This window comes from Sulfuricurvum sp. PD_MW2, assembly GCF_002633015.1.
Classification (GTDB): domain Bacteria; phylum Campylobacterota; class Campylobacteria; order Campylobacterales; family Sulfurimonadaceae; genus Sulfuricurvum.
This window is the reverse complement of the sequence record NZ_NSIU01000001.1, coordinates 101,927-126,368: the sequence shown is the minus strand read 5'-3', so window position 1 is coordinate 126,368 and position 24,442 is coordinate 101,927. Positions and strand designations below refer to the sequence as shown.

Sequence of the window (24,442 nt, the reverse complement as noted above, 5' to 3'; positions counted from 1 at the left end):
CAAGATGACTATCAATCAAATCGTTCGCAATACGGTTGAGCGATTAAAAGCCGAAGGGAAAGTATGGACTCCGGATGCCTATACCGAAACATTTTGCTCCGAAGCGAAAAAAGCGGGCTTTTCGGTTGAAGATTGCAGCGGGATTGATCGGTATCTCAATTCAATGGATAAAAAGACCCTTGAAGAGGTAAAACAGTATCGAGTTCGAACCACAGCGGAACTGATCCGCTTTTTGATTTCGAGGCTGGCACGGATGAATCCGAGTGAAGCATCGATTTTGGTTGAATCTCTCAGCAACTTGGCAAAAAAGATGGCTGAGAGTATCGATGTTTTACACAATCCGGATGCATCGGCACTGGCTAAAAAAACACTTGCCCTTCTTGAAGAGCGGGGTGGACCGACACAGATTGAGCTCCTCAAACAGGCTTGGATCAATTTCCTCGGTATTTATGACGATTCGTTTTTGATGAAACTCTCCCATTTCGGTTCAGTAGATACCTCTAATTTGCGTAGTACGATCGAGAGTTTAAAACTACAAGGAACTGCGGTCGCCGAAGCCGATTATTCTAAAATAATCCAGTTGATTGTCTCTTCCTTGGTCCCCTCTATTTCTCCGAAAATGGACGATGCGACGATGGTTTTATCGCAAAAACTGCATGAGAATCCGGCATACATCAATACGGAAGCGTGTGAGAAAGAGCTTAAAACGGCTATTGCGATGAGAATTGCATTGGATAAGCAAAGCGTTGAGGAGATGGTCAGTGTTCTGGATGCGTTGTTGGAGAAACTCTCTTCGCAATTGATCGAATTGATCGAGAGAAGCGAAAACTCAAGCAGCGAGATCCGAGAAGTAAAACGTGATTTAGAAGCGCTTGAGAACAATAAGCCGACCGATTTTAAAACAGCGCATAAACGACTCTATACGATTGCGAGTACATTGGAAGAGAAAGTTGCCGTGTTGAGCCAAGATTTGAAAGCACACAATGAAAAAGTGACCGATATGGGGAAAAAGATTGCCGCTTTGGAATCGGAGTTGGCGGTTGCTACGCAAGCTTCGCGGGAAGATTTTTTAACGAAGCTATTTAATAAGCGGGCGATCGAAGAATATCTGAACCTCAAAGAAGCAGAGTATGAGCGTCACGCTCACTCGTTTTGTATTGCGATGCTCGATTTGGACCACTTTAAATCGGTGAATGACACCTATGGACATGAAGCGGGTGATGCCGTATTGATCGCATTTGCGAAAATTCTAAAATTAGAGGCTCGGACAAGCGATATTGTCGGGCGTTTCGGTGGAGAAGAATTTTTGGCGATATTGGGTGATACCGATTTGGCGGGTGCGAAGGTGTTTTGTGAAAAAGTGCGTGCTCATGTCGAACAGGCTCACTTTATGTATCAGGGGCAGCGGATTGCCGTGAGTGTGAGTATCGGGGTAGCTGAACGAGAGGGATACCCATCGCTAAAAGCATTGATAAACGGAGCCGATGAACGCCTTTATGATGCAAAGCGAAAAGGTCGAAATCGTGTTGAGCCGGCATGACTTTAACTGAATTTCTAGCGCAAAAGCCGCTGTATTACGACAAAATCGATCTTGAGCGTTTTCCTAAGGCGTACGCTTTAGTGCAACATCGTCTCCCGAAAAACAAAATCATCCATCTCGTCGGGACGAACGGCAAAGGCTCTACCGGGCGTTTCTTGGCGACAGCACTGCATCGCTCAGGTAAACGGGTGGGGCATTATACTTCTCCGCATATTCTTCGTTTCAATGAACGGATATGGATAAACGGTGCTGATGCAGACGATGAAACTTTGGAAGCGGCTCACCTAAAACTTCTCGCTCTTTTGTCTGGGACGGTTGCAGATGAACTGAGTTATTTCGAGTATACGACACTCCTTGCAATGATCGTCTATGAAGCGTGTGATTACGTCGTCTGCGAAGCAGGTTTGGGGGGAGAGTTTGATGCGACGGCGGTATTTCCCAAAGAACTTAGTATTTTTACTCCGATCGATTTTGATCATGCGGCCTTTTTGGGGAACACGATTGATTCTATCGCCTCAACCAAACTTCGAAGCATGCAGCATGTTGGATTGATAGGGAAACAAAAACATCCCGCAGTGGAGCAAATCGCTCAAAAAATCGCTCATGAGAAAGAGTGCAAGCTCTATAAGGTACTTGAGTGCATAACACCGGATATTGAAATGATGGCATTGCATCTTGCCATGAAAAATAATCTCAGTGAGTATTTGCGCGATAATCTGATGTTGGCGATGGCCGCGTATGAACGTTTAGGGTATAAAGCCTCAGAAGAGCTGTTTGATCAACGTGCCCTGTTCGGTCGACTCACCCGTATCGCTTCCAATATCACTCTCGATGTTGGACACAACCCGATGGCGGCGCGTGAAATAGCGCGTGCTTATGAGGGGAAAAAGGTCGTTTTGATCTACAACACCTATGGGGATAAAGAGTATCGCGATATATTGAATATTCTGCATCCGATCATTGCTTCTGTGGAAATTATCGATGTAGATGAAGCGCGGATTGTTCCGCGAGGTGAACTGGAGAATGCGCTGAGCGAATTACAAATAGAGTATCGATCATTGGATGCAATCGATAACAATAAAGAGTATTTAGTTTTCGGCTCCTTCAGTGTAGCTGAGACGTTTTTAAAGAGGATGAATGTCACAAGCACGATGGTATGAATACGTCAAAAACAACCCGAAAAAACTCCCCGATATTCTTCTGTGCGAAGACGCGAAAGAGGCTTCCGAACTAAGTGACGTATCGACGTTTTTGGAGATACCTCACATCGTATTGCCCGATTTTCGCGCTGCGTATATGGACGATTTACGCCCTTTTAGCGAAGAGCTTTTTGCCCTTTTTGCCGCACTGCGAACCTATTATACCGCGTCCAAAAAACCGCTTATTATCTCACCGCTCAAAACCCTCCTTTTCCCGATGCCGAGTGAAGAATTACTTCAAAGCGAAACCATTGAGTTTGCTTCTCGGATCGATTTGAGCGGACTTAAAGAAAAACTGATCCATTGGGGATATACGTTTGTCGATATGGTGGAAATGGAAGGGGAAGTTTCTCACCGTGGCGATATTCTTGATATCTATGTTCCCAATCAAAGCAACCCATACCGCATCAGTCTTTTTGATGATGAGGTTGAAGAGATCAAGGCATTTGATGTCGAAACCCAGCGTACGGATAAAGAAGAGTTGGCCTCTATTGAGATAACCAGTGCATTTTTCTCCCTTGATAGCGCACAATATAGCTATTTTGAAAAAGCGGTTGTATCTTCTCAAAGTGACAGTTTTGTCAAAGATATTGCATCACTCGGATTTTGGGTTTTAGGAGAACACGGTAGAGATTTGTGTGAGGGTAAAAACGTTGCGCGCATCCGTGAGATGAAAAGCGTTCTTGACGAAGCGTACGGTCTGAACCAACCTGTTTTGCCGCGTGAGCGGCTCGAAGTCGAGATTCTTCCTGAATCACAGCGTTATACACCGTTGGGTGGAGGTAACTTTGAGACCCTTCGCAGTGTACACAAAAACAAAAAATTCACTCTGATTGCGGCCAGCGACACACAACTCAAAGCTGCGGGGATCTTTGATCTAAAAGAGATTACACTAAAAACATCCGGTATCGTCCTGAACCTCATTAGCAGTGATGAAATCATTTTTTCTCTCAATCGTCATGAGAAAAAACGGCGTCGCCGCCGCACCTCGATTCTCCTCGATGACTTGAAAGTGGGAGATTACGTCGTCCATGAAGAGTACGGGGTAGGGATATTTGTCGGGATAGAGCAGGCAGAAATCCTCGGCGGGGTCAAAGATCTCGTCGTGATCAAATACATGGGTGATGATAAGCTTCTTCTCCCGGTTGAGAATCTCGATACGATTGACCGCTATATCGCCACCGGTTCTCTACCGGTACTGGATCGTTTGGGCAAAGGGAGTTTTGGAAAACTCAAAGAGACCGTCAAGGCACGATTGTTTGAGATCGCTTCCGAGATTGTAGGGATAGCGGCGAGCCGCGCACTGATCAAGGCTTCCGTGATGAGCGTCGATGCGGGTGAACTCCGAGCATTCCAAGCGGCTGCGGGATTTGAGTACACGGCAGATCAAGCGAGCGCGATTCAAGCCATCGTGCGTGATCTCGCCTCAGGACAAATCATGGATCGGCTCCTCAGCGGGGATGTCGGCTTTGGAAAAACCGAAGTGGCGATGAATGCGATTTTCACCGCGGTAAAGGGCGGTTTTCAGTCCCTTCTTGTCGTACCGACGACATTGCTCAGCTCACAGCATTTTCAATCCCTCAAAGCCAGACTCTCACCGTTTGGAATACGGGTAGCAAAGTTGGATCGTTTTGTCAGCACCAAAGAGAAAAATGCAACGTTACGGGCGTTAGAAGCCGGTGAACTCGATTGTGTTGTCGGAACACACGCCCTCTTTGGGGTAAGCTGTGCCAAACTCGGACTGGTCATTATCGATGAGGAACATAAATTCGGTGTAAAACAAAAAGAGAAACTCAAATCGCTCTATGAAAATGTCCATTTGCTCAGTATGAGTGCGACACCGATCCCTCGAAGTCTTAATCAAGCCCTTAGCTCGATTAAAACGATGTCTGAGCTTCTCACTCCGCCGTCCGAGCGACTCGGAGTACGGACGTTTGTCAAAAACTATGATGAGAAGCTGATCAAAGAGGTGATCTTGCGTGAACTTCGACGCGGCGGTCAGGTATTCTATGTCCATAACTCGATCGACTCGATGGTGATCAAAGCCGGTGAACTCAAAGCGATTCTCCCCGATTTACGTATTTTGATCCTTCACTCCCAAATCAGTGCGACCCAAACGGAAGAAGAACTGGCTAAATTTGCCGCTAGGGAGTATGATGTATTGTTGGCGACTTCGATTATCGAATCGGGAATCCATATGCCGACAGTCAATACAATGATTATCGACGGTGCAGATCGGTTTGGTATGGCAGATCTGCATCAGCTTCGCGGTCGAGTCGGACGGGGGCATATCGAGGGGTATGCCTACTTCATCGTCGATGACAAAGATCATCTCACCGAAGAGGCGAAAAAACGTCTTGTGGCACTTGAATCCAATTCATTCCTCGGCAGCGGATCGATGCTGGCGTATCACGATCTCGAAATCCGTGGTGGAGGAAACCTCGTGGGCGATGCCCAAAGCGGTCATATCAAAAATATCGGCTATGCCCTTTACTTACGGATGTTGGAAGATGCGATCAAACTTCTCACCAACCAGACAACGGCCGTTCGAGCGAAAGTGGATATCAAACTGACCGTCAGTGCATTTATCAGCGATGAGATCGTGAGTGAAGATCGTCTCCGTCTCGAACTCTATCGCAGACTCAGCCAGTGTGAGTCGCCAAACGAGATTTATGAGATCGAAGAGGAGGTTGGAGACCGTTTTGGAAAACCGGATACTCCGACAAAACAGTTTTTTGAGATCATGGTGATCAAGCTGCTCTGTATCGAGAAAAACATCAAAATGGTGAGCAACTACAACCAAAATATCACCATTGAATACCAAAGCGGAATCAAAGAGACGCTGCAGAGTAAAAGTAAAGATGATGATGATTTAATTGGAGCCGTTTTACACTATTTACGCACCGTAAAACCGAAACTCTGAGTCAATGTTGAAAAAAGTACAATTATAACTTTTTGTGTTATATTTATGACGTTTCACAGGTATAATATGGCTATCACATCAAAGGTGGACTACTATGGATAAAACTGTCACTTTGCAATCATTGAGCGATGCGAAAAAAGCACATGTAAAATGGGTTCAACGTGCTAAACTTCTAATTGAGGGATTGCCGATCGATGAGAATGCAATTCCGCTGAGTTATACGGATTGCAAATTCGGTGAATGGTTTTATAGCGATGGTCAAAAACTCAATGCTTTAGGTAATATGACGTGCTTGGGTGAAATTGAGAAAGCGCATGTAACGTTACACGATGAGTATATGCACATCTTTAAAATCTATTTTGCCAATGTCGATCGATCTTTTTTCTCGAAACTGTTCAATATGAAAAAAAAGATCACCGATGCAGAACGCGAGATTGCCAAAGCGCATTTCGTCAAACTCCAAGCTGCTTCAGAAGAGATATTGGAGCATATCGGGCGACTTGAGAGACGGTTGTATGCAATACCGCAAAGTTCGTTTGATGCTAGCATAACAGGGATATAAATAAAGGAATTATGAGTTTTTGTTCTTATTTTGATGCAAATTTTTGTCACTCGTGCGGATGGATCGATTACCACTACGCCGAGCAGTTAAAACTAAAAAATGATCACCTCCACACACTTCTAGACAGCTATAAACCCAAAGAGTGGCTCAAGCCGGCTACATCACAGCTCAAGGGATTTCGTAACAAAGCCAAAATGGTAGCTTCCCCATCATGGGATGGGGTTGTTCTGGGGATTGCCGAAGAGGTTAGTCTGATCGAATGCCCGCTTTACAGTACGAGCATGCAAAAAGCACTTCATACGATCCAAGAGTGGCTTAGAGAATTAGGGGTCAAAGGATATGATGTGCGATTGCGAAAAGGAGAGCTCAAATATGTTCTTCTTACCCGAAGCCAAAGTAGCGGAGGGATGATGCTCCGCTTCGTTCTCCGTTCTCACGGCATTATCGGACGGCTCAAAAACGCTTTGGACGATTTGATGGAAAAGCTTCCTGACCTGCAGGTGGTATCGGTCAATATCCAGCCTGTACACATGGCGATTTTGGAAGGAGAAGAGGAGATTTTTCTGACCGAGCAGCAGCGTCTTGAAGAGCGACTGAACAATGTTCCTCTCTTTATTCGACCGAAAAGCTTTTTTCAAACCAATCCAGAGGTTGCTGAAAAGCTTTACCGTATAGCGAGTGAATGGGCAAATGAGAGCAGCCCGAAAATTTTATGGGATCTTTTTTGCGGAGTGGGAGGATTTGCCCTGCACTGCGCGGCACCTGATCGTCGTATTGTGGGAATCGAGATAGAGAGTGAAGCGATAGAGTGTGCGCGTGCTTCGGCTTCACAGCTGAAGATAGAGAACATCACGTTTGAATCGCTCGATGCCGCAACTTTTAGCGCAACCGCGGGAGAAAACCCCGATTTGATTATCGTGAATCCGCCGCGTCGAGGGTTGGGGGAGCAGATTTGTAAATGGTTGGGACGGATCGGTGCGGATAGAGTCCTCTATTCGAGCTGCAATGCGGTGAGTTTAGTCAAAGATCTTGAGATGTTGAGCGGTTATTGTATCAACAGAGTCCAGCTCTTTGATATGTTCCCACATACGTCTCATTATGAAGTGCTAGTGGAATTGGTGCGAGAATAAAGCTCCCCGAAACGATCAATATAGGTGAGGTAGAGTCGTACCTCGAACTCGAGCTGGTGGTATTGCGGCTCAATGTGGGTACAGAGTTTATAAAACGCCTTGTTATGCTCTTTCTCTTTGAGATGGGCGAGTTCATGGGTGACGATCATCCGCAAAAACGGCTCGGGAACTTTTTTGAAGAGATGAGAGATCCGAATCTCATTTTTGGCTTTGAGTTTTCCCCCTTGAATCCGCGTGACAAAGGTGTGTGTCCCCAGTGCCGAGTGTAGATCCCGTATCTTGGTATCGTAGAGCACTTTTGAGATGGGTGCGGAGCTTCGAAAATGGGTGTTTTTGATCTCCATTACATAATCATAGAGAGCTTTGTCTGTTGTCCAACTATGGGTAGAGGGATATTTCGCTAAAAGACGCTCTCCCAATCGATCGGTATCGATGAGCTCTTGAACCTGTTGACGTATCTCTTGGCTGTAATGGGCTAAGTATTTAAGTGATTGCATACGTAATTGTAGTATAGTTTTACACTTTATCCAAAGGCTCACGATGGAACATTACAAGATTGACGAGCTTGTCGCCAAAATCAAAGCGCTCGAATCGGAGTTGGAAACAGAACTTCATCAGGAATACGAAAAATTTACCTGCGAGATTGTCAAAAAACGCGAAGAGATTTTAGCGTCGTACCGACAGGATCGACAAGGGCTTGTGAACTATTTTGCAACAACGCCGATTTTGCATCTTTTGAGTGCGCCGGTGATTTGGGTGGTACTGATTCCGGCATTTTTATTGGATATCTTTGTGTCGTTTTATCAATGGGTCTGTTTCCCGATCTATAAAATCACCAAGGTCAAACGGAGCGATTACATCGTGTATGATCGCCATCAGCTCGGATACCTCAATGCGATTGAAAAGCTTAACTGTCTGTATTGCAGTTATTTCAACGGGTTGATGGGGTACATTTCTGAGATTGCCGCCCGTACCGAGCAGTACTGGTGTCCGATCCGCCATGCCCGACGGATTCGATCGATTCATTCGCGGTATCAGCGATTTTTTGAATACGGCGACAGCAGTCGATTTCGGCAAGAAGCCGCCTTATTGCGAAAAGAACTCACAGAGGAGAACGAGTGAAAATAGCCTTTATCGGAGATATTGTCGGCCGTCCGGGACGGGTGATGATCAAAGAGCATCTTATGAAGCTCCGCCGTGAACACGGTATCGATTTTGTCATCGCAAATTACGAGAATGCCTCGCACGGATTCGGTGTGACGATGAAAAATGCGAATGAACTATTGGGGATGGGAATCGACTGCATGAGCGGCGGAAACCATACGTGGGATAAAAAAGAGATCGAACCGCTTCTCGAAGCGTTCCCTCTTTTACGTCCTCATAACTATCCCGAGGGGGTTAAAGGGACGGGATGTCGTGTGTTTGAGGTGGGAGGGGAGAAACTCGCCGTCCTCAATATCATGGGGCATTACGGAATGCCTTACGTTGATAATGCTTTTCGATGCGCTCGCGATACAGTCGCACAGTTGCGAGACGAGGGGATTAAGCACATTTTCCTCGATTTCCATGCTGAAGCGACGAGTGAAAAGCGTGCTATGCTGATGCTTCTCTCAGGGGATGTAAGCGGGATCATCGGAACCCATACCCATGTGGGGAGCGATGATTTTCAGATTGTGCACGGGACGGCATATATGAGTGATATCGGTCTCAGCGGATGCCGAGATAACGTCATCGGTATGGATGCCAAAGTACCGTTGGAGCGGTTTATTACCGGAGTATCGGGGCGCTTTGAAGTCCCTGAAAAATGCCGTAAAATCCTCCAGATTGCGGTGATGAATTTGGAAGAGGGAAAATGCAGCGAAGCCTTCAAACTCAAAATCTTCGATGATGGGCGTATGATCCGAACGGACGCATGGATCGAGGAGTGATCAGTGGAACTCTCCAATTCGTTTGAACTCTTTAGTACACTCGAAAAACTGAAACTTTTGGAGAATTCTCCACCGTTGTGGTGGCCTGCCTATGGCACATTTGAAGTCGTCGTCGGATCGATTCTGACCCAGAATACCCAGTGGGAGAGGGTGCAACTCTCTCTCGATAATCTTCGAAACGCCGATATTTTAGCCCCTGATCTCCTCGCACAAACCCATTCCGAAACCCTCATGGAATTGATCCGTCCGAGCGGATTGTTCAAAGCCAAAGCGTCCAATCTCATCCGCCTTTCACGCAATATGATCGACGAGTTCGGCGATTTCGAGACTTTTGCTCTCTCGGTTGATCGGGAGTGGCTGTTGAGTCAAAAAGGGATTGGTCCTGAGACGGCCGATTCTATCCTCTGCTACGCCTGCGCCCGTCCCGCGATGGTCGTCGATGCCTATACTGCACGGCTCTTAAATGCATTCGGGTATGAGTTTGAGAGTTATGATGAGCTGCAGGAGTGGTGCGAAGCGGGAGTGAGAGGCTATTTTGACAGTGTTCAGCTCCCCGCCGCGTTTGCACGGTTTCATGGGATGATAGTGGAGTATGTGAAAAGGAATAGTAAGGGGAAAATAGTCAAATTAGAGAGTTTAGGTTGAATAGAGCAAAAGTATCATTCTTTGCATCTTTTGGAGCGATCGAGTATCTTGCCTTAACGCCACAACACATCGAAATCATCGAGAGCTTTTGGGACAAGCAGAATCACTTTATTGCTTTTTGTACCCTCTATGTCTTGCTAAGCTTGGCCTATAACCACTTTTCAACACACCTCAAAGCACTACTCTTGCTCTTGGTCGGATTTCAGATTGAGATCACGCAGTATTTTATTCCAAGCCGTTGTTTCTCACTTATGGACATCGTTGCAGACAGTATAGGGATTCTGATCGGGATTGGAATCTATAATGTGATCATCAAGATCAAAACACCTCTTTAACCCGTCCCACTTCTCCGCTCATAAGGCGTACTTTGATCCCGTGTGGATGATTGGGTGATTTGGTGAGGATGTCGCGGACGATCCCCTCTGTTAGCTTTCCTGTCCGTTGATCTTCTTTGAGGACAATGCTCACCCGTTTGCCTGACATAATATTTTTGCGTTCTTTGCCGTCCATAACTTTTCCTTTGTCTTGATGGTGCAATGATAGCGCAATAGTCGATAAACAAGTGTGAACGACAGACACGCTATAATTTCGGTATATTTAAGATGTAGGAGAAACTATGACCCGTTTGGTTCTGGCAAGTATGATAGCAATTTTGATGTTAAACGGATGTACGGCAAAAGAGTTCAATGACGGTGTCAGTGATGGGATTGATGATATCAAGCGCGTTGTACGTGGGACCAATAACTGATCCCGAAACGTTTTAGCACGCCAACACTTCGATAACGTCTACCCCTTTTGGGACGAGGCAGAGAAAACTGTACGCTTCCTCTCCAAGTGTTTCATAACTGTGGGGAACTCCTGCGGGGATGAGCAGTACATCTCCCGCACCCGCTTCAATCGTTTTATCTCCGATCACGACCTGTGCACGCCCACTGAGGACGTATTGTTCATGTTCTACCGTATTGGTATGCAGAGGCATATGTCCACCCGCTTCGATGATAAAGTTACGCATCGCAAAATTGGGCGATTCATCAGGTGAGAGGAGCATTTTCATGCTTACGCCGCGACCCGCTTTTTGGGGAGCTGCTTCGATGGTATCAAGGTGTTTGTGCAAATACATACGTGCCTCGCAAGGTAAGATGCGTTAGAGTAACACAGAAAAAATATAGGGGAGTTAAAAGGGAAACTCAGTCGCGGAGATTGAGCCATGAAGGAGGATTATCGAAACATAACTCACTTTCGTGCCAGTCGGTTTTTTCATTGCTGCGTGCGTGGAGTTGTCCTGCGATCAGTGTATATTGTAATCCTGTGACGTTACTGGTAAGTTTTTTACCCTCTTTGAGAGCCTTTAAAACAGCTTCTTTGCTTTCCATGGTGTATTCCTTTTAAATCGATTCGGAAAAACACCCAATAGTGTCTTAGTAAAATGATTTTGGGAGAATAGGCAGAAAAATCTGCCTAAGAGGAAGTTATAGAGCGGTAACGTTTTCGGCTTGTGGACCTTTTTCGCCTTGACCGACTTCGTAAGTCACTTTTTGACCCTCTTCAAGGTTAACACGGCCGTAACCTGAACGGTTTACTTGGCGAAAGTGTACGAATACATCTTTACCGCCGTTATCTTGTTGGATAAATCCAAACCCTTTTTCGCTGTTGAACCATTTAACAGTTCCGTTTAGTACTTCTGCCATAATATGAGCCTTTTGGTGGTATACACTCCGAAATCGGAGTGGTCGAAAATATAAAGTGGAGCGTTCTTATGGCAGGTCGTACTGATAACTAAAAGGTCTTCAATAAAAAGCAAACCAAAGATGAGACTCTAAATCATCTTTCTATGGAAGATATTGTAGCTGAATAAAAACTTAATAGCAAGCGGAGGCTCAAACTTTCGACTGTACCGTGATTTTCGTGGCCTCAAAAAGGGTTGCCGCTTTTTCAATCATCGGCTCTTTTAGGATATCGCTTCCGTCAAACTCTTTGTTACTGCTCTCATCGCATTGGCTGACACAGCTTCCGATACCGATTTCCACCTCTTCGATCATGGAATCTGCAGGGATCTCTTCGATAGGATCTATCATGGAAGATTCTTCGGATTCGGATACACTAAACGGTTCTTCCGGAACACGTAGTGCAGGCTCTTCGGCTACTTTCGTACATCCGTTCGATTTGATCTGTGTTGTGAGCCCGTAAATTTCACGGACAAATTGACGGATGATACCGAAACTGTTTTTGAGCAGTTCTTTATCCTCCCCCTCCGCACAGCTCTCCCATGTGAGAGTGTCATTCTCATACGCGATAAAGGTAACGTTGTTTTTAAAACATTCTCCCAATTCGGCACTGCGGTCGCTGATTCGCTCACACAACTGCTCAAACGGTGATTTGACTACAGGTGCAGTAGGGGTGACGTGGATTGTCGGAATTTCTGGCTCTGATACATTCCGAGTTGGTGCCGGCGTTGATGGGTGAAGCGTAACGCGGGATTCGAGCGATTCGATCATATCATCGATCTCTTTGATTTTGAGGGCTTCGATCATTTTAAACAGCGCAAGGCTTACGACAAAACCGCCATCGGCATTGATTGCAAATAGGGTTTTCGCATCGCTGAGTATTCGGAAAAAACGCTCGATTACCAGTGGACTGAAACGATGATCCCCCTCATATAAACGCTCTTTGAGATAGGCGATCAGTTCATCGATCACCATCTCTGACTCATAAGATTCGAGTTCTTGGAGCATTGCGGTCAGTGCATTTCGATCTTTCGCGAAAATGGAATCGAATAGACGACTGATATAATCCGGATCAAGGAGCCCCAACATGTCGGCAACGGTTTTGACATCGACGAACCCTTTCGAGTAGATGATTGCTTGATCGAGGAGAGTGAGGGTGTCACGTAGACTTCCCGAACCGCTGCGCGCCAAAATATCGAGTGCCTCGTTTTGGTACTCGATATTCTCCAAATGGAGAATATGGCTGAGGTGATGGACGATGTTGGGATGGCTAATACGTTTGAAACGAAAGTGCTGGGTACGGCTCAAAATCGTCGGAGGAAGTTTGAGCGGATCGGTAGTCGCGAGGATGAACTTAACGTATTCCGGCGGCTCTTCGAGGGTTTTAAGCAGGGCATTGTGCGCCTCTTTGGTGAGCATGTGGACTTCATCGATGATGAAGATTTTGATGTTGGCACTGGCAGGGCGGTATTTGGTATGTTCGATTAGATCTCGGATATCGTCAATTTTGCGGCTGGATGCGGCGTCCATCTCAATGATATCGATATGGCGACCTTCATTCGCCATGACGCAGTGGCTGCATACGTCACACGGTGCGGAGGTGGGTCCGTTTTCGCAAATGAGCGATTTGGCGAAAATACGTGCGGTAGAGGTTTTCCCCGATCCTCGAAGTCCGGAAAAGAGGTACGCATGAGAGAGACGTTTAGAGTCGAGTGCAAGGGAAAGCGTCTGAGAAATACTCTCCTGACCGATCAGCTCTTCGAAACGTCTCGGACGGTATTTCAGTGCTAAAACTTCGGATGTGCTCATAAAACCTCTTCGCGTTTTTAATTTAAAGAGTTTATCACGGATACCCTAAAATTTTCGCCTAAAATCGTCTCGACCATTGTGGTATCAATCGGACCGGTAGAGAAGAGGTGCAGAGAGGTTTTACCGTGGAATTCATGCCCTTTTTCGCTTAGCAGATAGATCAGTCGTTTGGTCACCCCTTCGGCACTGTCGATGAAGGTGATCGAGCGACGCATTACTCTTTGAATACTCTCTTTGACCAGCGGATAGTGGGTACATCCCAAAACAATGGTATCGACGTTATGATCGCGCATCGGGGATAGCCATGTTTCGAGCATTGAGAGGGTTTTATCGCTCGTTGTTTCTCCCGATTCAATCTGTTGCACAAGACCGGGGCAGGGCTGCTCAAACACCTCTACGTGGTAGTGATTGCTCAGCATCGCGACAAGTGCTTTGTATTTTTCACCCTCGAGTGTTGCTGGGGTGGCTAAAACTCCCACTTTTTTCGTCTCGGAGTGGGAAATGGCCGGTTTAAGACCCGGTTCGGTTCCCACAATAATAAGGTTGCTATAGCGTTCGCGCAGTTCGATAATAGCAGCGGAGGTGGCGGTATTGCATGCGACGACGAGGGCATCGATGTGGTGGTGTTCAACCAGATAGTCTGTGATGTGTATGGAATAGTTTAAAATTTGTTCTTTGGTTTTTTCACCATAGGGGGCATTTGCAGTATCGGCGATGTAGATAATGTTCGCTCCCGGTAATTGAGAGCGCATAGTAGCAACGATCGTGAGACCTCCGAGTCCCGAATCGAATACCCCAATGGTCATGGTATTAATTTATCTCCGGCAGACGTGCCGGTAGCTTCAGGGGGTTGCAAGGGACAAACTTGTCCCTGCTGCTAAAATGGGCTTTGCTCATTTTAGTATTTCCATTATTTGGATTCGGCGTTCATGCTTTCAAGAAATTCGATATTGGATTTGCTTTTGAGCATTGTATTATAGAGGAAGCGGAGCGCTTCAACTTCGTCTTCTTGCTTATGAAGCATAGAACGAAGAACGAATACTTTTTGCAAGATTTCAGGGCCGATGAGAAGCTCTTCTTTACGTGTTCCCGATTTGAGAATATCGATTGCAGGGAAGATACGGCGGTCGGAGATTTTACGGCTGAGGACAATCTCGGAGTTACCGGTCCCTTTGAACTCTTCGAAAATAACTTCATCCATTCGGCTTCCCGTTTCAACAAGCGCAGTCGCAATAATTGTTAAACTCCCGCCGTTTTCGATGTTACGGGCAGCACCGAAGAATCGTTTTGGTTTGTGCAATGCATTGGCATCCACCCCACCCGAGAGGACTTTTCCGCTCGATGGTGTGACGGTATTGTACGCACGGGCAAGACGGGTGATTGAGTCGAGGAGGATCACAACATCTTTACCAAGCTCGACGCGGCGTTTTGCCCGCTCGATCACCATTTCAGCGACTTTGACATGGTTTTTTGCCGGTTCATCAAACGTTGAACTGTACACTTCTCCTTTGACGGAGCGCTCCATATCGGTTACCTCTTCCGGACGCTCATCAACAAGAAGAACCATCAACTCGATTTCAGGATGGTTATTGGTGATACCGTGTGCAATCTCTTTCATAAGTTCAGTTTTCCCTGAACGCGGAGGTGCGACGATCAATCCGCGCTGCCCTTTACCGATCGGAGCGAAAAGATCCATCATACGGCCGGTGAGTTTGGTTGGTTGATACTCGAGTTTGATTTGCTCCAATGCATAGAGTGGTGTGAGGTTTTCAAAGAGTGGACGTTTTTTAGACTCTTCGGGCGGGAGATAGTTGATCGCTTCGACTTTGAGGAGAGCGTAATAACGCTCTTGGTCTTTCGGTGCGCGCACTTGTCCTGTAACAATATCCCCGTTACGAAGAGCAAAGCGGCGGATTTGGGTACTGGATACGTACGCATCGTGCATCGAGTCACTGAAAGATTGATCGACGGCGCGCAAGAAACCATACCCGTCTTGCATGATTTCCAAAATACCGGTAAAGAGGATGAATCCCCCTTGTTGAACCTGTGTTTTGAGAATTTCAAAAATCAAATCTTGGCGTTTTAGTTCATTGGGGTCTTCGATGTTGAGTGACGCAGCAATTTCGAGGAGATCTTCAAGCTTTTTGGTACGGAGTGCTTCAATTGTGAATCCGTCAACTGGTATGTGGGTACGATTTTTCGAGTTATTACGGGGAGTTTTTGAGTTTTCGCTCATGCGGTGAATGCCTTACTATAGAGTGTGGATTAAATCGGCGAGTTTTGGGTGAGATGTCATTGACAGGTCATTTTTTAATAACGACATTATAAACTATCCCTAAGCAGGTTGTCAAGAAAAAGGCAATTTCAGAAAGAATTTAGTAATTATTGGGGAGTATGTAGCCAAGAATATTCTAAGAAGAAAAACTTATATAAAAAGGGTGGCAGTATATGGGCTGGTTGTATCAGATCTCGATTCGTACGATGTTGAAAATTATTTTGGGGATTATCGCTTTTTTCCTCGTTCTAAGCAGTGTGAATATGTATATGAACGCGTCAGAAATGGGCAAAAAACTGGAAGTACAGAGCAAAGAGACGATTCCCCAGGCAATGAACTATATCACTTTGAAAATCGATGTTATCCAGATACAGCAGTGGTTGACCGATATTTCGGCAACACGGGGAGCCAAAGGGTATGATGATGGGTTTAAAGAAGCTGAGAGTTATTATCAAAGCGCAAATGCTCTTTTGGATCAAATGATTGCAGCCGAAAAAAATGACGGTGCCAAAAAAAGGGAGTTGGAGCAGTTCAAACGAGATCTAGCGGAATATTACGTCATCGGGAAAAAAATGGCGGATGCGTATATTGCCGGAGGGCCTGATGCAGGTAATGCATGGATGGGAAAAGTGGATCCGTATGCCGAAAAACTAAGTACCCAATTAAACAGCTGGAGTGATGCACACATCAAAGACGTTGAAAACGGATCGGTTCAACTCTCAAATAATGCCGATTCGGCAAAGAATTCGAATTTTTTATTTTCTTTCTTGGTTTTAGCGGTGGTTGTCGTCGGATTTGGGTTGATCGCTTTGGTATTGGATGAAGTAACTCCGCTTTTGTCTCAAATCAGTCACATTGCAGCACTGAATTTGAGTGAGCCGTTTAAGGCCAAAGGGAATAACGAACTCTCTCGTATTACGGTTCAGATAGAAGATCTCCGGTTAAAACTTAGAAAGTTTATCGGGGAAGCTAAAAATACATCGAATGAAAACGCCTCTGTTGCATTTCAGCTATCATCCTCATCGACTCAAGTCGGAAAAACGGTTGAACAGACGGTTGGTGTCATCAATCAAGTTGCAAATGAGATCGGTGAAATAAACAAAGACACTCAGCATATTATTGAACAAGCCGATCGCAATAAAGGGGAGATCGTTGCCGTCGGCAGCGCTCTGAGCAAAACAGCTTCTAAGATAACCGCGTTGACGACACAGGTAGAAAAAAATTCTCAAACAGAAAATGAGATGGCTGATCGCATCCATCAGCTCAGCAACGACACTAAGCAAGTCAAAGAGATTCTCGAAATCATTTCCGATATCGCCGAGCAGACGAATCTCCTCGCCCTAAACGCAGCGATTGAAGCAGCCCGTGCCGGTGAACATGGTCGAGGCTTTGCGGTAGTTGCCGATGAGGTGCGTAAACTCGCGGAACGAACGCAAAAAAGTTTGGTCGAGATCCAATCCACGATTAATGTCATTGTCCAAGCGATCATTGAAACCAGCGAAGAGATGAATCTAAGCTCTAAAAACATGAACGAACTCGCAAAAATATCGAATGAAGTAGAAGATGAGATTTCACGAGCGTCATCAACAATGATTGTGGCAACCAAAACAACGGAAGAGACAGTTTCGATTCTCGCACATACAGCAGAGATGATTGATGTGATCAACAGTGAAATACATCAGATCAATAAACTAAGCGGTTCCAACGCCCGCAGTGTAGAAGAGATCGCGTCTGCGGCTGAACACTTGAGTGCTATGACCGAAAATCTCAATACCCATATGAATCAGTTTAAAGAGTGAAAATAATAGGTTTGAAATAAGATGTGAACGATTTTTGCTATAAGGTTAGATAGTAAGATAAATAAACATGTTTCAAAAGGTTCATCTTGTTCGATTTTTTAAAAAAGAAAAATGAAGCAGCTTCATCTGCAGAGGCGGTAGAGACTCCCAGAGACTTTACCAATTCGATCGGAATGGAGTTTCTTTATATCGATGCCGGTGAGTTTATCATGGGACGAAATCCCCGCTATAATGAAGGCGGCGATGTTGAGTCTCCTGAACACCCGGTAAAACTGAATGGATTTTGGATTTCGAAATATCCTGTAACGCAGGAGCAGTATTTTAAACTAACCCGCGTCAACCCTTCATTTTTTAAAAACGATAAAGTAGAAGAAGAGAATTCCCGCCGTCATCCGGTAGAGCAGGTGAGCTGGTTTGATGCTAAAGCGTATGTTGAATTGATCAACCGCTATGAGGGTAAGACACGTTTTTATGCTCTCCCTACCGAAGCACAATGGGAATACGTCGCCAAAGCGGGGGGAAATACCCGTTTTACGTTTGGAGATTCCGAAGCACAGCTGGATGATTATGCGATCTATGAATATACCGCAAATATGCGAACGGCAGCGGTCGGGTCGAGACAACCTAACCGTTTAGGTATTTATGATCTGCTCGGAAACGTTTGGGAATGGTGCGAAGACGACTTTTTTGCCAACTATAACGGAGCCCCCAATGATGGCAGTCCCCGTATCGGGGGGGCAGAGGCCGAGTCGTTTAAAGTACGACGAGGCGGGAGCTATAAAACGGGATATATGTGTCTGCGCAGCTCATTTCGGGGATATTCGCGACCCGATTACGCTTCCAATGAAACGGGGTTGCGTCTGGTCATCAACGGGGATCCGTTTAAATAATTTAGCTAAAAAAACCGCTTTCGTAAAGCCATTTATTCTCAGGTTTTAAAAAGCGGCTTTTCTCTTTCAAAATACCGTGATCCAATATCGCTTCAAACGTTACAAACGCTTCGCTATCCCCATCAATAAACTCAATAATCTTCAAGTCGATGAATCGTGTCTGTTTGGAGAAATCAAGGATACTTTCTCTCCAAGCCTCACGTGCATCCGTGTAATCGGGATTATTCGGATGGGTTGTGCTCATAATATACTCTGCCAATCCCAAAGCAAAAGCGCTGTAGCGTGAACGCATGAGCTTTTGAGCATTTGCGGGGTATATCCCTTTATGATAGGGTTGGCAACATTTTTTGTATTTTTCGCCGCTGTGACACGGGCAGGGAGCATTTGCAGATACTTTCATACGTATATCTTACAGAATGCCAACTTTTTTACCTCTTAGCTCTCATGGGTTATAATCACCCTATGATATACGAAATAGCAACAACACTAGGCTTTATCGCCGCCGGAACATTCGGATGGATGTGGAATCAATCCCGTCAAAACTATGCCCTTCTTGAAGCACGTGCATTGCAGCTGCAAGAATACTGCACGCAAGAGCAAACACTCAGATCAAAGATTCAAGCGGATTTAGAGAATGCGCAAAAAGAGTATCATGCACTTGAGCGCGATTATGCGGTACTCCATACCCGTCACGAAGAGTCGTCTCGGGGATTTGAAGAAAAAATCCGTCTTTTGGACGAAGCCAAAGTGCAGATGAAAATGCAGTTTGAACAACTTGCTGCACAGATTTTCGAGCAAAAAGCGAAAACATTCGATGAAGCGCACACCAAAGGATTGGATCTGCTGCTCAAACCGTTTCGTGAGCAGATCGCCCAATTCGCAACCCAAAGCAAAGAGCAATTTATCCACGATGCCAAAGAACGCCAAAGTATCAAAGATGAAATAGTGCGTCTAAAAACCCTCAACGAACGTCTCAGCCAAGATGCGATCAATCTCACCCAAGCGCTCAAGGGGGAGAATAAAACCCAAGGAAACTGGGGAGAAATCGTACTGGAACGTATCCTTGAAGAATCTGGATTGCGTGAGGGGCATGAATATGAGATCCAAAGTACGCTGAGTGATGAAGAGGGGAAAAAATTTCGTCCCGATGTGATTGTTCATCTCCCGCAAAACAAAGACATCATTATCGATTCCAAAGTCTCATTGATTGCTTATGATGCGTTTATCCGTGCCGAGAGTGATGAGGAACGAGCTCATGCGCTCAAACAGCACCTTCTCTCGATCCACAGCCATATCAAAGGGTTGAGCAACAAACGTTACGAGCAGCTTAGCGGTGTACGAACTCTCGATTTTGTATTACTGTTTATGCCGATAGAGGGGGCATTTTTATTGGCATTGGAGCAAGATAATACGTTTTTCAAAACGGCATATGAGCAAAATATCGTTGTGGTTTCTCCCTCTACTTTACTCGTAACGCTCCGTACCATCGAGCATATCTGGCGAAGCGAATATCAAGAGCGTAACGCCAAAGCGATAGCTGAATCGGCTGAAGCGTTGTATGAGAAACTGGTGGCGTTTGTCGAGGATATGGAGAAGATCGGCGAACAGATCGCCCGTACTCAGAAAAGTTATGAGGGGGCGATGAATAAGCTCAGTAGCGGAAAAGGCAATCTCATCCGCCGTGTAGAATCAATGCGAAAGCTGGGATTGAAGCCTAAAAAACTTTTACCATCATCGTTGATCGACGATGGTGAAGAACTTGAGAGTTAAAGGTGAGGAATTTTCACTTTTGAATTGAGCAGTGCGCCGATGAGTATCATCAGCACCAAAACTCCTATCCATCCGATAAATCCTGACCCCAACCATACAAGCCAGAGCAAAATAGCCCCTAGCGGGGTTGGAACACCGACAAAATATTTTGCTACCTCTCCTGCATCTGCATTGATATTGAATTGAATAAGACGGCGTAAACCGCTGATGACATAATAAATGGACGCTATCGATGCGATGATGAGAGGGATTCCCGAAAGATCTGTGTAGACCCCTTGGAAAATGAAAAACGTCGGTACGAGGACAAAGCTGAGAAAATCGGCGAATGAATCAAGCTGAATGCCGAATTCATTTGAAAGACCGTATTTACGAGCCACTTTACCGTCAAAAATGTCAAATGCCCCTCCCATCCATGCGAGGACGACGGCAATGACGAATTTATCTTGGGTAATGAAGTAGGTAGCAAGAAGTCCGCAGGTGATGTTGGCCATCGTGATGAGATTGGCAAGGTTGAAATGACTGGTAGAACGCCAGAGAAATTGCATAAAAGTCCTAGTGGTGTATTATTTGATTTGAAATTATAGCTAAAGCAGAGAAAATGGTCTAATTGAAAAGAGTTATCATTATTAAGGATGGTATAAGTTGATAACGAATATCATTCTGCAGTAACTCAAGGGAAAGACCATGAAAAAAGCAATAGGTATAAGTATCATAGCGCTCAGCGTATTGAGTGGAGCAAGTATCGAAGATGCATTGAGTGCAGGGAAGGTAAGCGGAGAACTTCGTGCAGCCTACATCGGACAAAACAATGCAGTCGATACCGATACGTACGGAACATCATTGGGCGGTCAGTTGAAATATGAGACAGGAAGCTGGAACGATCTCAAAGTAGGGGCGGCACTCTATATTAGTCAAAAGATTGCTTTTGCCACGGGTGATGTGAGTGAGGGTAAAGCAAATAACGATTTGTTTGCGAATAATGCTGGGTCGTATGCGTATTTGGGTGAAGCCTATATCGATTATAGTGCGAATGATTTTAGTGTACGCATCGGGCGTCAGCAAATCGATACACCGCTTGCCGATACGGATGATGTCCGAATGCACCCTAATACGTTTGAAGCCCTCATGGCAACCTATACGGGATTTGAAAAAAATACTCTCATCGGCGGATACGTGAAACGGTTTGCAGGATACGATTCAGGCAATGACATCTCCGAATTTAAACGCCTTGATGGTGTGGATAGCCATGGAACGGCACTCTTTGGCGTCGTGAACGAAAGCGTTGAGAACCTGGCGGTTCAAGCGTGGTATTATAAAATTGATAATATTACAAATGCGATTTATGCAGACGGCGTCTATACGGCCGCGATCGATAAAACACTCCAAATCGAGTTTTCGACACAGTTTTGCTATTTTAGTGAAGAGCAAAACAGCAATATTGAGGGGAACGTATACGGCATCGGTGCAAAAACGACCCTTGGACTGTTGAGTATCGGAGTCGCATACAATATGACAACGAACCCTAATGGGAAAAAAGTGATCAACGGTTTTGGCGGAGGCCCTTATTTTACATCCATGGAAGAGATGACCATCGATAGTATGGAAGATGCCCGCGCATATCAGCTCAATGCGCAGATCGACATGAGTGAGATGGGTATCGAAGGCCTAACACTGGGTGCGATGTATGGAAATTTTAAAAGTACTCCGATGAACTGGAATGTCAAAGAGAGCGATTTTATTGTCGCGTATCAGATCAATGATGCACTCTCAGCGCAGATGAGTTATGCTATGATCAATGATAATAATAAAAATACATTAAACAATGGCTCAAGCGATTACGACGGTGGATATGATCGTCTTTTCTTGCGTCTAAGTTACAACTTTTAAGGATAGTAGATGAAAACGATGACACTCCTCAGTGCTTGTACCAAAGGGGGAAGGGCGACTGTAGCGAAAATCAATGCGGCCGGTGCGCTCAAACAGCGTCTGATTTCATTCGGATTGATGAAAGGAGCAGAGATTATGATGCTCGAGTGCGGTCTTACCAAAAGTACGTTTGAAATAAAAATCGGCAGTGTCAATATCGCATTGCGCAGAGAAGAAGCTGAATTAATAGAGGTAACAAATGTCCACTAAAAAAATAACGGTTGCACTGGTCGGGCAGCCAAACGTCGGGAAGAGCATGCTGATCAATTCGATCGGCAATGCGCGTCTTCATGTTGGAAACTTTACAGGGGTGACGGTTGAAAAAACGGTTGTTACCTTTGATCATGAGGGATATGAATTCAGTGTCGTTGATTTACCCGGAACCTATGCGTTTACAGACTATTCTATCGAAGAGAGAGTTACGCACGATTATTTGTGCAATGAAACGTACGATTTGATTATCAATGTCCTCGATTCCACTAATATGGAGAAAAATCTTCAGTTAACGGCTGAATTGATGACGATGAGCAAAAAAATGGTGATTGCTCTGAACATGTCGGATGAGGCCGATAAAGAGGGGATAGAGATTAACGCACCCTATCTCACTCAGCTTTTAGGCATTCCGTGTGTTCGTGTTTCTGCAGCTGCAAAAACGGGATTGAATGAACTGATGAAATCGGTGATTGAGGCACATGAGACACCGTTGCAAGAGCAAAAACTGGTATTTAGCGAAGCGGTAGAAGAAGAGCTGAAACAAATCGCCGAATATTTGGATCGGCATAAATTCAAAGCATCGATCAGTAACCGTAATATTGCAATCAATTTGTTGCAAAAAGAGAAAAAAACGTATCGCACGTTGCATGACAATCCGATTTGGACAGAGCTGCAGCCGATGTTGATAGAGGCGGATCGTCATGTCTTGCTTCATCACGATACCGATGACATGAAAGAGGCATTGGCGGAGGAGTATCTTTCTTACAATCGCGGAATTATCGCAGAAGCGGTTAAAGTGAAGCCGAAAATACGGCAAGTGAAGACAACGACTGAAAAGATTGACAGTGTTTTGATCCACCCGATTGCGGGGATCCCTATCTTTTTGTTCTTTATGTGGGGGTTGTTTCAGTTAACCTTTGAAATTGGATCGATTCCGATGGATTGGATCGATGCGTTTTTCGGATGGTTCGGTACGTTGGTCGGTTCAACGATTGCGAATGAAGAGATCCGCTCTCTTGTCGTAGATGGTGTCATCAGCGGTGTCGGTGCGGTTGTCCTTTTTGTTCCGAACATTGTGATTTTGTTTGTGGGGATCGCATTGCTCGAGTCAACGGGATATATGTCACGGGTTGCTTTTCTCCTCGATGGATTCTTCCATAAATTTGGGCTTCACGGTCAATCGTTTATTCCATTGGTCTCAGGTTTCGGGTGTTCAATCCCCGCGTATATGTCGGCACGGATCCTGAAAAATGACCGTGATCGCCTTTTGACCTTGTTTGTTATCGGATTTATGAGCTGCGGTGCGCGTTTGCCGGTTTATGTCCTCTTTACCGGGGCATTTTTTGGTCCGGAGATGGCGGGGAACGTATTGTTCGGTATCTATATCTTGGGTGCGATGATCGGTCTGGTAGCGGCAAAAGTACTTAAAATGACGGCGTTCAAAGGTTCGGATGAGCCATTTGTTATGGAGATGCCGAAATATCGCCTCCCATCCGTCAAATTGATTTGGCATACCGTTGTAACGAAGACGATGATGTACCTCAAAAAAGCGGGAACATTCATTGCGGCCGCGTCACTGTTGATCTGGTTTTTGAGTACCTACCCGAAAAATCCGGCTTTGGATGAGGTGTATGCATCAAAAATAGAAGCCGCAGTATCCGAAGAAGAGAAAAAAAGTCTTGAAAATCAGTTGGCAGAAGAACAGTTGTCTCAAAGCTTTTTGGGGAATGTAGGGCATGCGATCGAACCGGTATTCGCACCTTTGGGATTTGATTGGAAAATGGCGGTAGCATTGCAAACCGGATTGGCTGCGAAAGAGGTTGTTGTATCCACGATGGGAGTATTGTATTCTCTTGGAAGCGACGCTACGGAAGAAGATCGCTCCCTAATCAGCACGATCAGCTCGCAAATTCCGTTTGCTTCGGCGGTGGCGTTTGTGATGGTAATTATGACCTACTTGCCGTGTCTGGCCGCATCGGTTGTCTTTACCCGTGAAGCGGGAGGGATCAAATATTTCGCGTATTTATTTGTCTTTACCTCTATCGTAGCGTATACGTTGGCATTTGTCGCCTATCATGCAGTGCTGTGGATGAGTTAGGAAATCATTAA

Annotated in this window: 26 protein-coding genes; 16 read left to right on the top strand and 10 right to left on the bottom strand. The window is 45.4% G+C overall.

The annotated features are described in order from the left end of the window. Nucleotides 1-4: 4 nt before the first annotated feature. The 5 genes from CJD30_RS00630 (at nucleotide 5) to rlmC (ending at nucleotide 7,354) form a co-directional block, all read left to right on the top strand. Nucleotides 5-1,540, top strand: a complete 1,536-nt coding sequence (locus CJD30_RS00630) for a diguanylate cyclase (protein ID WP_294915280.1) — start codon at nucleotides 5-7, stop codon at nucleotides 1,538-1,540. Beyond that, complete coding sequence (locus CJD30_RS00625; RefSeq protein WP_294915278.1) at nucleotides 1,537-2,700, top strand: bifunctional folylpolyglutamate synthase/dihydrofolate synthase; 1,164 nt, start codon at nucleotides 1,537-1,539, stop codon at nucleotides 2,698-2,700. The genes CJD30_RS00630 and CJD30_RS00625 overlap by 4 nt, the downstream gene beginning before the upstream one ends. Beyond that, nucleotides 2,678-5,662 (top strand): transcription-repair coupling factor, encoded by a 2,985-nt coding sequence (gene mfd / locus CJD30_RS00620; protein ID WP_294915276.1) that lies wholly within the window; start codon nucleotides 2,678-2,680, stop codon nucleotides 5,660-5,662. Before CJD30_RS00625 ends, mfd begins: the two co-directional genes overlap by 23 nt. Nucleotides 5,663-5,756: 94 nt before the next feature. Then, on the top strand, nucleotides 5,757-6,224 hold the full coding sequence (locus CJD30_RS00615; protein ID WP_294915273.1) for a CZB domain-containing protein: 468 nt from the start codon (nucleotides 5,757-5,759) through the stop codon (nucleotides 6,222-6,224). 11 nt (nucleotides 6,225-6,235) lie between these two features. Further along, nucleotides 6,236-7,354, top strand: coding sequence for a 23S rRNA (uracil(747)-C(5))-methyltransferase RlmC (rlmC, locus tag CJD30_RS00610; RefSeq protein WP_294915271.1), 1,119 nt, complete (start codon nucleotides 6,236-6,238; stop codon nucleotides 7,352-7,354). Here the strand turns inward: rlmC and CJD30_RS00605 are convergent. Then, on the bottom strand, nucleotides 7,321-7,851 hold the full coding sequence (locus CJD30_RS00605) for a YgjP-like metallopeptidase domain-containing protein (protein ID WP_294915268.1): 531 nt from the start codon (nucleotides 7,849-7,851) through the stop codon (nucleotides 7,321-7,323). The two genes, rlmC and CJD30_RS00605, sit on opposite strands and share 34 nt — an antisense overlap. A gap of 43 nt (nucleotides 7,852-7,894) precedes the next feature. Between CJD30_RS00605 and CJD30_RS00600 the strand changes: the two genes are divergently transcribed. Genes CJD30_RS00600 through CJD30_RS00585 form a run of 4 tightly spaced genes read left to right on the top strand, consistent with a single transcriptional unit; the run spans nucleotide 7,895 to nucleotide 10,262 of the window. Beyond that, a complete protein-coding gene (locus CJD30_RS00600; RefSeq protein ID WP_294915266.1) occupies nucleotides 7,895-8,476 on the top strand; it encodes a hypothetical protein in 582 nt (193 codons plus the stop codon). Beyond that, nucleotides 8,473-9,282 (top strand): TIGR00282 family metallophosphoesterase, encoded by an 810-nt coding sequence (locus CJD30_RS00595; RefSeq protein WP_294915263.1) that lies wholly within the window; start codon nucleotides 8,473-8,475, stop codon nucleotides 9,280-9,282. The genes CJD30_RS00600 and CJD30_RS00595 overlap by 4 nt, the downstream gene beginning before the upstream one ends. Nucleotides 9,283-9,285: 3 nt before the next feature. Next, entirely contained in the window at nucleotides 9,286-9,927 is a 642-nt protein-coding gene (locus CJD30_RS00590) for a 3-methyladenine DNA glycosylase (protein WP_294915260.1), read from the top strand. Further along, nucleotides 9,924-10,262, top strand: a complete 339-nt coding sequence (locus tag CJD30_RS00585) for a VanZ family protein (RefSeq protein ID WP_294915257.1) — start codon at nucleotides 9,924-9,926, stop codon at nucleotides 10,260-10,262. Before CJD30_RS00590 ends, CJD30_RS00585 begins: the two co-directional genes overlap by 4 nt. Here the strand turns inward: CJD30_RS00585 and CJD30_RS00580 are convergent. After that, a complete protein-coding gene (locus tag CJD30_RS00580) occupies nucleotides 10,246-10,437 on the bottom strand; it encodes a YwbE family protein (RefSeq protein WP_294915255.1) in 192 nt (63 codons plus the stop codon). The two genes, CJD30_RS00585 and CJD30_RS00580, sit on opposite strands and share 17 nt — an antisense overlap. Nucleotides 10,438-10,543: 106 nt before the next feature. Between CJD30_RS00580 and CJD30_RS00575 the strand changes: the two genes are divergently transcribed. Then, nucleotides 10,544-10,675: a hypothetical protein gene (locus tag CJD30_RS00575; RefSeq protein WP_294915253.1), complete on the top strand. Its 132-nt coding sequence runs from the start codon at nucleotides 10,544-10,546 to the stop codon at nucleotides 10,673-10,675. Between the two features lie 12 nt (nucleotides 10,676-10,687). Here CJD30_RS00575 and CJD30_RS00570 read toward each other — a convergent pair whose 3' ends face one another. The 6 genes from CJD30_RS00570 to rho form a co-directional block, all read right to left on the bottom strand. Next, the gene (locus CJD30_RS00570) at nucleotides 10,688-11,047 is read right to left on the bottom strand and encodes a cupin domain-containing protein (RefSeq protein ID WP_294915250.1); all 360 of its coding nucleotides are present in this window, start codon (nucleotides 11,045-11,047) and stop codon (nucleotides 10,688-10,690) included. Between the two features lie 67 nt (nucleotides 11,048-11,114). After that, nucleotides 11,115-11,300 carry a hypothetical protein gene (locus CJD30_RS00565; protein WP_294915248.1) on the bottom strand — a complete coding sequence of 62 codons (186 nt, stop codon included), beginning with the start codon at nucleotides 11,298-11,300 and terminating at the stop codon, nucleotides 11,115-11,117. Nucleotides 11,301-11,396: 96 nt separating this feature from the next. Beyond that, a complete protein-coding gene (locus tag CJD30_RS00560) occupies nucleotides 11,397-11,615 on the bottom strand; it encodes a cold-shock protein (RefSeq protein WP_294915244.1) in 219 nt (72 codons plus the stop codon). Nucleotides 11,616-11,804: 189 nt separating this feature from the next. Further along, on the bottom strand, nucleotides 11,805-13,460 hold the full coding sequence (locus CJD30_RS00555) for a DNA polymerase III subunit gamma/tau (protein ID WP_294915240.1): 1,656 nt from the start codon (nucleotides 13,458-13,460) through the stop codon (nucleotides 11,805-11,807). A 17-nt stretch (nucleotides 13,461-13,477) separates the two neighbouring features. Continuing rightward, nucleotides 13,478-14,266, bottom strand: a complete 789-nt coding sequence (gene murI, locus CJD30_RS00550; protein ID WP_294915237.1) for a glutamate racemase — start codon at nucleotides 14,264-14,266, stop codon at nucleotides 13,478-13,480. A gap of 104 nt (nucleotides 14,267-14,370) precedes the next feature. After that, nucleotides 14,371-15,696: a transcription termination factor Rho gene (gene rho / locus CJD30_RS00545; protein ID WP_294915234.1), complete on the bottom strand. Its 1,326-nt coding sequence runs from the start codon at nucleotides 15,694-15,696 to the stop codon at nucleotides 14,371-14,373. Between the two features lie 212 nt (nucleotides 15,697-15,908). Between rho and CJD30_RS00540 the strand changes: the two genes are divergently transcribed. Both CJD30_RS00540 and CJD30_RS00535 read left to right on the top strand, forming a co-directional pair. Next, on the top strand, nucleotides 15,909-17,534 hold the full coding sequence (locus tag CJD30_RS00540; RefSeq protein WP_294915231.1) for a methyl-accepting chemotaxis protein: 1,626 nt from the start codon (nucleotides 15,909-15,911) through the stop codon (nucleotides 17,532-17,534). Nucleotides 17,535-17,620: 86 nt separating this feature from the next. Further along, a complete protein-coding gene (locus CJD30_RS00535; RefSeq protein WP_294915228.1) occupies nucleotides 17,621-18,424 on the top strand; it encodes a formylglycine-generating enzyme family protein in 804 nt (267 codons plus the stop codon). 1 nt (nucleotide 18,425) lies between these two features. Here CJD30_RS00535 and CJD30_RS00530 read toward each other — a convergent pair whose 3' ends face one another. Continuing rightward, nucleotides 18,426-18,824 (bottom strand): YchJ family metal-binding protein, encoded by a 399-nt coding sequence (locus CJD30_RS00530; protein ID WP_294915225.1) that lies wholly within the window; start codon nucleotides 18,822-18,824, stop codon nucleotides 18,426-18,428. Between the two features lie 62 nt (nucleotides 18,825-18,886). On the opposite strand from CJD30_RS00530, the gene CJD30_RS00525 reads away from it, so the two are divergent. Next, a complete protein-coding gene (locus tag CJD30_RS00525; RefSeq protein WP_294915222.1) occupies nucleotides 18,887-20,194 on the top strand; it encodes a DNA recombination protein RmuC in 1,308 nt (435 codons plus the stop codon). Here CJD30_RS00525 and CJD30_RS00520 read toward each other — a convergent pair. Then, complete coding sequence (locus tag CJD30_RS00520) at nucleotides 20,191-20,739, bottom strand: CDP-alcohol phosphatidyltransferase family protein (protein ID WP_294915220.1); 549 nt, start codon at nucleotides 20,737-20,739, stop codon at nucleotides 20,191-20,193. The two genes, CJD30_RS00525 and CJD30_RS00520, sit on opposite strands and share 4 nt — an antisense overlap. Nucleotides 20,740-20,878: 139 nt before the next feature. Between CJD30_RS00520 and CJD30_RS00515 the strand changes: the two genes are divergently transcribed. Genes CJD30_RS00515 through feoB form a run of 3 tightly spaced genes read left to right on the top strand, consistent with a single transcriptional unit; the run spans nucleotide 20,879 to nucleotide 24,431 of the window. Further along, a complete protein-coding gene (locus tag CJD30_RS00515) occupies nucleotides 20,879-22,081 on the top strand; it encodes an OprD family outer membrane porin (protein WP_294915217.1) in 1,203 nt (400 codons plus the stop codon). Between the two features lie 9 nt (nucleotides 22,082-22,090). Beyond that, nucleotides 22,091-22,330 carry a FeoA family protein gene (locus tag CJD30_RS00510; protein ID WP_294915214.1) on the top strand — a complete coding sequence of 80 codons (240 nt, stop codon included), beginning with the start codon at nucleotides 22,091-22,093 and terminating at the stop codon, nucleotides 22,328-22,330. Further along, nucleotides 22,320-24,431, top strand: coding sequence for a ferrous iron transport protein B (gene feoB, locus CJD30_RS00505; protein ID WP_294915211.1), 2,112 nt, complete (start codon nucleotides 22,320-22,322; stop codon nucleotides 24,429-24,431). The genes CJD30_RS00510 and feoB overlap by 11 nt, the downstream gene beginning before the upstream one ends. Nucleotides 24,432-24,442 lie beyond the last annotated feature (11 nt).